The 10,429-nt window shown below is 59.7% G+C and carries 7 protein-coding genes; 2 read left to right on the forward strand and 5 right to left on the reverse strand.

Going from position 1 to position 10,429, the window contains the following annotated elements:
• Positions 1 to 128: 128 nt before the first annotated feature.
• Together mnmH and HMCN_RS0115595 are read right to left on the reverse strand one after the other, a co-directional pair.
• The gene (gene mnmH / locus HMCN_RS0115590; protein WP_025918252.1) at positions 129 to 1,196 is read right to left on the reverse strand and encodes a tRNA 2-selenouridine(34) synthase MnmH; all 1,068 of its coding nucleotides are present in this window, start codon (positions 1,194 to 1,196) and stop codon (positions 129 to 131) included.
• 4 nt (positions 1,197 to 1,200) lie between these two features.
• Positions 1,201 to 1,818, reverse strand: coding sequence for an arylesterase (locus tag HMCN_RS0115595; protein WP_025918253.1), 618 nt, complete (start codon positions 1,816 to 1,818; stop codon positions 1,201 to 1,203).
• Between the two features lie 31 nt (positions 1,819 to 1,849).
• Between HMCN_RS0115595 and HMCN_RS0115600 the strand changes: the two genes are divergently transcribed.
• Positions 1,850 to 2,539: an ABC transporter ATP-binding protein gene (locus HMCN_RS0115600; protein WP_025918254.1), complete on the forward strand. Its 690-nt coding sequence runs from the start codon at positions 1,850 to 1,852 to the stop codon at positions 2,537 to 2,539.
• Positions 2,540 to 2,551: 12 nt separating this feature from the next.
• On the opposite strand, the gene HMCN_RS0115605 is transcribed toward HMCN_RS0115600, so the two are convergent.
• Complete coding sequence (locus HMCN_RS0115605) at positions 2,552 to 4,081, reverse strand: NAD(P)H-hydrate dehydratase (RefSeq protein ID WP_025918255.1); 1,530 nt, start codon at positions 4,079 to 4,081, stop codon at positions 2,552 to 2,554.
• A gap of 197 nt (positions 4,082 to 4,278) precedes the next feature.
• Positions 4,279 to 5,544, reverse strand: coding sequence for a D-amino acid dehydrogenase (locus HMCN_RS0115610; protein ID WP_025918256.1), 1,266 nt, complete (start codon positions 5,542 to 5,544; stop codon positions 4,279 to 4,281).
• Positions 5,545 to 5,850: 306 nt separating this feature from the next.
• Here HMCN_RS0115610 and purL point away from each other — a divergent pair, with 306 nt between their 5' ends.
• Positions 5,851 to 9,870 (forward strand): phosphoribosylformylglycinamidine synthase, encoded by a 4,020-nt coding sequence (purL, locus tag HMCN_RS0115615; RefSeq protein WP_025918257.1) that lies wholly within the window; start codon positions 5,851 to 5,853, stop codon positions 9,868 to 9,870.
• Positions 9,871 to 10,234: 364 nt separating this feature from the next.
• On the opposite strand, the gene HMCN_RS19925 is transcribed toward purL, so the two are convergent.
• Positions 10,235 to 10,429, reverse strand: a 195-nt coding sequence (locus tag HMCN_RS19925; RefSeq protein ID WP_238552204.1) for a hypothetical protein, incomplete at its 5' end; no start/stop codon positions are given.

The raw sequence follows: 10,429 nt of genomic DNA on the forward strand, positions 1-10,429 counted from the left end.
GTTGTTTTTATTTTGCAATTGGTTATGAACCGCTTGCCCAATTTCCTGGCTGAAGCTCGGGGTAACGGTAATGCAGTTGTGCAGTTGTCGGGTCCTTCTCCGCGCCGATGGAGATCCCGAAAACGCACTTACTGAGGCGAGCCAGTCAATTGCCGTGCCGCGCTATGCAAGGAATTCAGATCGATGCCAGTCACTTCCAGCAAGCGTGCCTGGTTGTATTGATTGAAGTTGCGTTGGATCGAACGTTTATAGGCCGGATCATAATGTTCTGACAGCAGTTCCGCGACCAAAGGTTCGATGTCGCCCGACAGCGCATACCGATGCCATTGCGCAATTTTTTCCTTGCCGTGCAAACTGACCAAACAATCCAGTTGCGCATTCAATTTATCGGGATCGGCGATGAAATGCGCATAATCCTCAATCAGCAATTTGATGCGATTTTCTTGTGACAGCCATAGCGCAATACAAGGCGAGCAGCGTATTTTCTCCATCAATAGTTCCGGTATCCGTAAGTTCCCTACTTTCTTGCTTTCGGATTCGACAAATACGACTTGTGCCGGGTCGAACTGGCGTAGCGCTTGCCATAGGCGGCTCTCGAACATTTTTTGCGAGGGCTGCGGCTGTAGCGGCAGGTTGCCCAGCACGGAACCGCGGTGTGCCGCCAACTGCTCCAGATCGAGCACTTGCGTACCTTGCTGTGCCAGCACCTGCAGCAAGCGGCTTTTGGCGCTGCCGGTGGTGCCGCACAAAACCTGAAAAGAAAATTGCGATGCGATATTGCCCCCCAGTGCGGCATTCACGTACCGACGATACTCCTTGTAACCGCCATCCAGCTGCACTGCCGGCCAGCCTATCTTGGCCATGATGTGGGCCAGCGCTGCGCTGCGGTTGCCGCCGCGCCAGCAATAAATCAGGGGTGCCCATTCACGCGGCTTGTCCAGGAACAGGGTTTCAATGTGGTGTGCAATATTCTTGGCCACCAATAGCGCGCCGGCTTTCTTGGCTTCGAATGCGTTGACCTGCTTGTAGAGAGTGCCAATGCGTTGACGTTCTTCATTGTTCAGAACCGGGCAATTGATGGCGCCGGGGATATGGTCTTCCGCGAATTCGGCCGGGCTTCGAACGTCAATGATGGCATCGAATTTATCCAGCACCGGCAATACTTCGGCAAAAGGGAGCAGGGCAGGGTACTTCATATACTCACTTGATCAAAAGAGGTTTAAGGTACGCCCAGACATTATCAAGCATGATCGGATGGGCCTGGGCATTCGGATGTATGCGGTCGGGCTGAAACAGTTCCGGCCGGTCGGCGACCCCGGCGAGCAAAAATGGCACCAGAGTCGACCTGGTTTCCTTGGCCAGACTGGGATACAGGGCCGAGAACCGGTCCGTATAGTCTCGGCCGTAGTTAGGCGGTATCTGCATGCCAACCAGCAGCACTTTGACCCGGGCTTTTTGGGCCGCATTGATCATGGCGCGGAAATTATCTTCCGATGCCCGAATTGACAAGCCGCGCAAGCCATCGTTGCCACCCAGTTCAATCACCAGCACCGTTGGATGGTATTTTTTCAGCAAGGCGTCAAGACGGCTTTTGCCGCCGCTGCTGGTGTCGCCGCTCATGCTGGCATTGATGACGGCGGCATCGATCTTTTCGGTTTTCAGGCGTTTTTCGAGCAGCGACACCCAACCGGTTCCGCGTGCCAGGCCATATTCTGCGGACAGGCTATCGCCTAGCACCAGTATCGTTTTTGATGCAGAATGGGCGCCTGATGCGAACAGGGTCAATAAAACCAGTATTGTGACTCTGAAGACTCGCATCAACCCTTCCAACCATCCGGTATTCCTTTGCATGACCGATCTTTCCCTGCTTGCGCCAGCCATTGCGGCTGACAAACTTTCCAAACGCGTCGCGGATGCAACGGGTGAGCTGACTATTTTGCACGATATCAATTTTACCGTGCCGACCGGGCAGACGCTTGCCATTGTAGGTGCGTCCGGCTCTGGCAAGTCCACCTTGCTGGGCTTGCTGGCCGGGCTGGATACGCCGTCAAGCGGAACGGTCCGGCTTGACGGGATCGATATTTTTGCGCTGGATGAGGATGGCCGGGCGCTTCTGCGCAAGGAAAAGATCGGCTTTGTGTTCCAGTCGTTCCAGTTGCTGTCGCATCTGAATGCGCTGGAAAACGTCATGCTGCCGCTGGAGTTGCGCGGCGATTCCGGCGCCAGAGGCAAGGCGGAAGCGATGCTGGGCCGGGTCGGCTTGTCCGGCCGCTTGAAACACTTCCCGAAATACCTGTCCGGCGGCGAGCAGCAGCGGGTTGCCCTGGCGCGCGCTTTCGTGACCGAACCGCCGCTGCTGTTTGCCGATGAGCCGACCGGCAGCCTGGATGCAGTGACAGGGGAGGCCGTGATCCAGTTGATGTTCGACTTGAATCGGGAGCGCCATTCGACCCTGGTGCTGGTCACGCACGACAGTCTGATTGCCGCCCAATGCGAGCGCACGATTACCATTGCGGCCGGCAGGCTGCTGCCATCGTAGACAAGCCAGCCGTCAGCGTACGGTTCCGTATTGATTGCTCAGGCGATTCAGGCTGCGGCGCACCAGCGGAACCAGTTCGCTGGCGGTCAACCCGATCGGCCCCTGGCCGGCGGCGACCAGCTCATCGGCGGCATTGCCATGCAGCCAGACTGCTGCGATTGCGGCCTCCCACGCCGGCCATCCCTGCGACAGCAGCGCCCCGATGATGCCTGCCAGAACGTCGCCGGTGCCGGCAGTGGCCAATCCCGGATTGCCGGTCGGATTGATCACGATCTTGCCCTGCGGGTCGGCGATGATCGATCCCGATCCCTTCAGCACGATGATGGCATGGTAACTGCGTGCCAGGCGGCGGGCGGCGGCAATCCGATCCGCCTGGATTGCGGCGCTGGGCGTGCCGAGCAAGCGCGCGGCTTCCAGCGGATGCGGGGTCATGATCGCAGCTGCAGCGCGTTGCGCCAGTGTTTGCTGTAGCGCAGGGTCGGCCGCGATCAGGTTCAGCGCATCCGCATCCAGCACCAGCCGGGCATCGGATTGCAGCGTCTGGCGCAGTGCGGCAAGCGCGGCATCGGAGTTTCCCAGGCCCGGCCCGATCACCACGGTGGCGGCGAAAGCGCATTGCGCCACGGGCCGGCACATCAGTTCCGGTTGCGCGCTGTCGAAGGCCGGCGCAGCACCGATGAATCCGGCGATAACCCGGCCCGCGCCGCTCTGGATGGCGGCGCGCCCGGCCAGCACCGGTGCGCCATGCATCCCTGCCGCACCGCCGACGATGACGACATCGCCATTGCTGCCTTTATGCGAGTTGTGCCGGCGGACCTGCAACGCACGGCTAAATTCGGCCAGCGTAGCCAGATGCATGCTGGGCGGAGCGCAATCGAAATGCCGGGCGTCGAGCGCCAGCGCGGCAACAGTAACGGCGCCTGCGCAATCACGGCCGTCGCAGGTGTGCAAGCCGGGCTTGTCGGCGATGAAGGTGATGGTCTGCTGCGCCCTGGCGGCAACGCCTGAATTGCCGCTGCCAACGATAGTGCCGGTATCGGCATCCAGTCCGCTTGGGATGTCGAGTGCCAGCACCGGGCAGGCAAGCTGGTTGATGCTGTCGATCAGGCGGCGGTAGACGCCGGCGATCGGGCGCGCCAGGCCGATGCCGAACAGGCCGTCGACAATCAGTGCCCATCGGGTGGCAGGGATTTCCGGCAAAAATGCGCCATCCTTAAACACTGCCGCGCTGCTTCGGGCGCGCTGCAGGGCTTGCTGCGCATCCGTTGACGACGGCGCCGAACCGGCGATCAGGGCTGTGACCGCAATCCCGGCTTGCGCCAATGCGGCGGCGACTTCGAGTGCATCGCCGCCATTGTCGCCGGGGCCGACCAGGACCAGCACTTGCGCATCGGGCGTTGCTGGCTGCAGCAGGGCGATGGCGGCAGCGGCAGCAGCTTGCCCGGCACGGCGCATCAGCGTGCCGCTGGGCAGCCCGGCCAAGGCGGCCTGTTCAATCCGGCGGATTTCGGCAATCGAATGCAGTGCGTGTCGGGTTGGCATCGGGGCTTTCGCTATATTTTGATCAGGGATTGCGGCGTTTTCCGTTCTGCGCGGCACATCCGCTGTCGCTGCGTTGTAATTTTCAATGAATTAATACTGCATCCCTGTATGTTTGGTTACCGCAATAAATTATTGCGATAACTATATTAAAAATCAACATACTCCATGTATTTTACTGTTTTATGGAATCGGCCTTGTCAGCCCGTGTGCATTCCGTAGCGCGCCAGGGTCAGGCCATCCAGGCCGATTTCCGGCGTGCGTTCGGAAATGATGTCGGCCACCAGCTTGCCGGCCCCTGCGGCCATGGCCCAGCCGTTCGCGCCGTGGCCGATATTGACGAACAGGTTTTTGATCGGGGTGGCGCCAATGAGCGGCGGACCGTCCGGCAAGGTCGCCTGCAGGCCGCACCAGAAATGCGCATGATTATAGTTGGCGGCATGCGGAAACCAGTCATTGCCGACTTTACGCAAGGTTCGTTGCGCGATGTCCGGCATCGTTGCCGAGCGCGAAGCCAGTTCTGCGGTTCCGGCCAGGCGGATTCGGTTGCCCATGCGGGTGATGCTGACACGATAGGTTTCATCCGTCAGTGCAGCCAGCGGCACCGCCTCCATGTCTTTCACGATTGCAGTTGCAGCATAGCTTTTGACTGGAAACAGCGGAGTATTGATGCCGAGTTCCTTAAGCATTCGGGCACTTTCTGCACCTGCTGCCAGCACGATGGCGTCCGTCGCGAACGAAGTTTCGCCGATGTGCAGCGCCAGCTTGCTGCCATTTTGTGTGATTGCGCTAACGCTGTTACCGAAAATGAACTCTACTCCCATCGACATGGCGATGTGCTTGAGTTGCTTGGTAAACAACGGACAGTTGGCGGTTTCTGCGTGCGGCAGATACAACGCACCGGCCAGTGCGGTTTGCGGCGCCAGCGCCGGCTCCAGCAAGCGTGCGGCATCGGCATCAAGCAAGCGGTGCGCGCCATCCAGTTCGGCCAGCATGGACAGCGCCGGCCCGGCTAGCGCCAGATCTTGCGCGGTGCGAAACAACTGCAGGTAGCCCTGGGTTTTTTCATCGATTTGCAAGACCTGCGGCTCCAGTTGCCGCAAGATGCTGCGGCTGTAGTCGTACAGGCGCTGCATGCGCTGCATATTCGTGCGAAATTTTTCCAGTTCGCATTCGGAAAGCCAGAGGCGGACCCAGCGCCACAAGGCCGGGTCCAGTTTGCGCGGCAACATGAGCGGCGCTTCCTGTCTGAACAGATGCGCCAGCAAATGCCTGGGCATGCCGGGCTTGGCCCAAGGCGTTACGTACCCAGCTGCCATCACGCCGGCGTTGCCAAAACTGGTTTCTGCAGCGACATTGCCGCGACGTTCAATTACGACTACCTGATGCCCTGCCGCAGCAAGGAAATAGGCTGTGCAAACGCCGATGATGCCACCGCCGATAACTGCTACTTGCTTTTGTGCCAATTTTTAACCTGATCCTCTGTGTCAGCGAGTCCCACATATTTTGTCATACTCGCTGCCGCGCATTACTATACCGGGCGTGAATGTAACATTTGTGAGCCACTTAAGCATTGCCTTGCCGCAAACTTCCAGAATTTATTCCAAGGGCTTCTGCGGGCAGGCTGGAACCGGATTGATGCTTCGACCAAACCAGTCTTGTGCTACTGCCTTTTGTCCGGCTGCCGAGCATGGTGCGTCACGGTATAATGCTGCATCCCTTAATTATGCAGTTTCGCTGCATCAAATCTTCCTCTGGCTTTTTCTTTTCCTATGCTGATTCTTCCGGGTTCCAATGCACTGTCCGCCTTCCGCTCGCAAGGTCTTTTGTCGCAATTGCAAGCTGTCGATCTCAATATTGTCGCCATCGCCGGACGCTTTATCCATTTTGTCGATGCCGGCGGAGCGGTATCCGAGGACGATAGCAGCCGTCTGCATGCGTTGCTGACTTACGGCGAACCTTTTTCAGGCGCGCATGCGGCCGACAAGGACGGCGAAGAGTTCATCGTCATTCCGCGCTTCGGCACCATTTCCCCGTGGGCCAGCAAGGCGACCGACATCGCGCACAACTGCGGCATGGCGCACATCAAGCGCATCGAGCGCGGCGTGTCGTACCGGGTGCAGCTGAAATCCGGCCTGCTGGGCGGCGTCAAGAAATTGTCCGATGCCGCAGCACAAGCGGTCGCCGCCTTGCTGCACGACCGCATGACCGAAATGGTCTTGCGATCGGCCAGCGATGCAGCCGGCTTGTTCACCGAACTGGCGGCCAAACCGCTGGAATCTGTCGATCTGGTGGCCGGCGGCAAGGCTGCGCTGATGAAAGCGAATACCGATCTCGGCCTGGCCCTGTCGGACGACGAAATCGATTACCTGCTGGCCGCCTTCACGCAAGCCAGGCGCAACCCGACCGATGTCGAGCTGATGATGTTCGCGCAAGCCAATAGCGAACACTGCCGCCACAAGATCTTCAACGCCGACTGGACCATCGACGGCGAACAGCAGGGCAAATCGCTGTTTGCGATGATCAAGAACACCCATCTGCTGCAGCCGAAAGGCACCATCGTCGCCTACAGCGACAACTCCTCGATCATGGAAGGGGCGACGGTCACGCGCTTTTATCCGCGCGGCGCGGCCCAGGGCAATGTGTACGACAGTACGGTGGAATTGACGCATACTTTGATGAAGGTCGAAACGCATAACCATCCGACCGCGATTTCGCCGTTTCCCGGCGCCTCTACCGGCGCCGGCGGCGAGATCCGCGACGAAGGCGCAACCGGCCGCGGCGCCAAGCCGAAAGCCGGTTTGTGCGGCTTCACCGTCTCCAACCTGAATCTGCCGGATGCCGTTCAGCCGTGGGAAAACGACCGCGATGTCGCACAGACCGTCGTGAACGCCAGCGCCGGCGCATACGGCAAACCGGACCGCATCGCGTCGCCGCTGCAGATCATGATCGAAGGCCCGCTCGGCGGCGCTGCGTTCAGCAACGAATTCGGCCGTCCGACGCTGGGCGGCTATTTCCGCACCTACGAGCAGAACGTCGGCGGCAATGTGCTCGGCTACCACAAGCCGATCATGATCGCAGGCGGCATCGGCAGCATTGCCGATATTCACACGCACAAGAACGATATTCCGGTCGGCAGCCTGCTGATCCAGCTGGGCGGCCCCGGCATGCGCATCGGCATGGGCGGCAGCGCCGCCTCGTCAATGGCGACCGGCAGCAACACCGCCGATCTCGATTTCGACTCGGTGCAGCGCGGTAATCCGGAGATGGAACGGCGCGCGCAGGAAGTCATCAATGCCTGCTGGGCAATGGGCGACGAAAATCCGATCATTTCGATTCACGACGTCGGCGCCGGCGGCTTATCGAATGCCTTTCCGGAAATCACCAACGACGCCAGGCGCGGCGCGATTTTCGATTTGCGCAAGGTGCCGCTGGAGGAGAGTGGCATGGCACCGAAGGAAATCTGGAGCAACGAATCGCAGGAACGTTACGTGCTGGCCATCGCACCCGACAGCCTGCCCTTGTTCGAATATCTGTGCCAGCGCGAGCGCAGTCCGTTCGCGGTGGTCGGTACCGCGACTGAAGAGCGCCAGTTGAAAGTGATCGACCCCGAGCACGGCAACAACCCGGTCGACATGCCGATGGATGTCTTGCTCGGCAAGCCGCCGAAAATGCACCGCGACGTCACGCATGTCGCACTTGATTTGCCTGCGCTCGACCTGACCGGCATGGATTTACTGGAAGTGTCGCAGCGCGTGTTGCGCCTGCCGACGGTAGCCGACAAATCGTTCCTGATCACCATCGGTGACCGCAGCGTTGGTGCGACCACGGTGCGCGACCAGATGGTCGGCCCGTGGCAAGTGCCGGTGGCTGATTGCGCGGTCACCGCGATGAGTTTCGAAGGCTACCTAGGCGAGGCGATGGCGATGGGCGAGCGCACCCCACTTGCCGCGATCAATGCTGCCGCTTCCGGCCGCATGGCGGTGGGTGAGGCGATCACCAACATCGCCGCGGCACCGATCAGGGATATTTCCGACATCAAACTGTCCGCCAACTGGATGGCGGCCTGCGGCCAGCCGGGGCAGGACGCCGCCTTGTTCGATACCGTCAAGGCAGTCGGCATGGAGCTGTGCCCGGCACTCGGCATCAGCATTCCTGTGGGCAAGGATTCGCTGTCGATGCGCACCACCTGGAAAGAGGAAGGCGCTGCCAAGGCGGTCACCTCGCCGGTATCGCTGATCGTCTCGGCCTTTGCGCCGGTGCACGACGTGCGCTTGGCGCTGACGCCGCAAATCCGCACCGATGCCGGCGAAAGCGTGCTGATCCTGATCGACCTCGGCCGCGGCAAGAACCGCATGGGCGCTTCCGCGCTGGCGCAGGTGATGCAGCAGATCGGCAACGAAACGCCGGATGTCGACAGCGCCGACGACCTGAAGGGCTTCTTCTCGGCGATCCAGCAATTGACCGCCGAGAGCAAGCTGCTGGCCTATCATGACCGCTCCGACGGCGGCCTGTTTGCCACTCTGGCCGAAATGGCGTTTGCCGGCCGCAGCGGTCTCTCGATCAATCTGGACATGCTAACGCTGGAAGGCGAGCATGCGACCGACAGCGGCGAAGTCAAGAACTGGACCAGCCAGGTTGCCGAGCGCCGCAACGATCTGACCTTGCGTGCCTTGTTCAGCGAAGAACTGGGGGCAGTGATCCAGGTCCGTGCGGAAGAAAAATCGGCGGTGATGAACGTACTGCGCGCCCACAATCTGGGTTCCTGCAGCCACATCATCGGCAAACCGCATGGGCAGGATGTGATCGAGTTCACGCGCGACGCCAAATCGGTTTACAAGCAGCCGCGCATCGACTTGCAGCGCTTGTGGAGCGAAACCAGCTGGCGCATTGCGCGCTTGCGTGACAATACAGCCTGCGCCGATGCGGAATACGACCGCATTCTGGATCTCAACGACCCCGGCATCAGCCCGAAACTGACGTTCGACCCGCAGCAGGACATCGCCGCACCGTTCATCGCCACCGGCGTGCGACCGAAGATTGCCATCCTGCGCGAGCAAGGCGTCAATTCGCATGTAGAAACCGCCTATGTGATGCATAAATCCGGCTTTGCCGCAGTCGATGTGCACATGAGCGACCTGATTGCCGGTCGCGCCCGGTTGGACGACTTCAGCGGCCTGATTGCGGTCGGCGGCTTTTCCTACGGCGACGTGCTGGGTGCCGGCGAAGGCTGGGCCAAGACCATTTTATTCAATGCCCAATTGGCCGAGCAATTCTCGCGCTTCTTCCAGCGCAGCGACACTTTCGGCCTCGGTATTTGCAATGGCTGCCAGATGATGAGCAATCTGAAATCGATCATTCCGGGTGCACACGCATGGCCGAAATTCACCCGCAATAAATCGGAGCAATTCGAGGCGCGCTTTACGATGGTCGAAGTGGCGGAATCGCCGTCGATTTTCTTCGATGGCATGGCTGGCACGCAAACGCCAATTGCGATCGCACACGGCGAAGGCTATGCAGATTTCAGCCTGACCGGCGACATCAGTCAGGCGCTGGTAGCGATGCGTTTCGTCGATAACCAGGGGCAGGTGACTGAAGCTTATCCGTACAATCCGAACGGATCAAAGCAGGGAATCACCTCGGTGACCACGCCGGACGGGCGGTTTACCGTGCTGATGCCGCATGCGGAACGGGTATTCCGCTCGGTGCAGCAATCCTGGCACCCGGAATCCTGGGGCCCGGATTCGCCGTGGATGCGCATGTTCCGTAATGCGCGCAAGTGGGTGGGGTAATTTATAAGGCATCTGCGAAATATTGCAGGCGGCTCCCGCGCTGGAGACAGATCAAGTAAGCGAGTGTCCCTGTGCCAAGCGCGGGGCACTGGTAGTTGCAAAGGCCCGATTGAAGTCCGGTACCGCGTGCTCAAGACCAAATGCCGGATTGAACCACACCAGTTGGAAACGATAGAGCGCTTGGCAGTCGCGCTGACGACGCTCCATTCCATCCTTGCCTGGCGCAGCCCGGACCTGCCGCGGCCTGCTCAGCAAAGAGGAATGACCGGCGTTGTACTGCAAATCGTATGATGGAACCGACGGTAACATTACCAATTTTGGTCGATGCAGTACTGTGAATTACCAGACTGGCGACTTTCAGCATTTATCCTATATCGCCCATATGTTCATCTCGCAAGAGCATCAGTGATGCTGCCGTAACTGCAGAGCCATTGCATACGCCCTGGGCACGCTGCTGCCCAATCCCCCTCTTTCGAGCACGCGGGCTGATCTTAGATCGCATAAAAAAGAACGATAGTGCGATTTTTAGAGTATCTCCACTACTAAACGTGTTCGCATC

It is taken from the genome of Herminiimonas sp. CN, from assembly GCF_000622895.1.
Lineage (GTDB): Bacteria > Pseudomonadota > Gammaproteobacteria > Burkholderiales > Burkholderiaceae_D > AVCC01.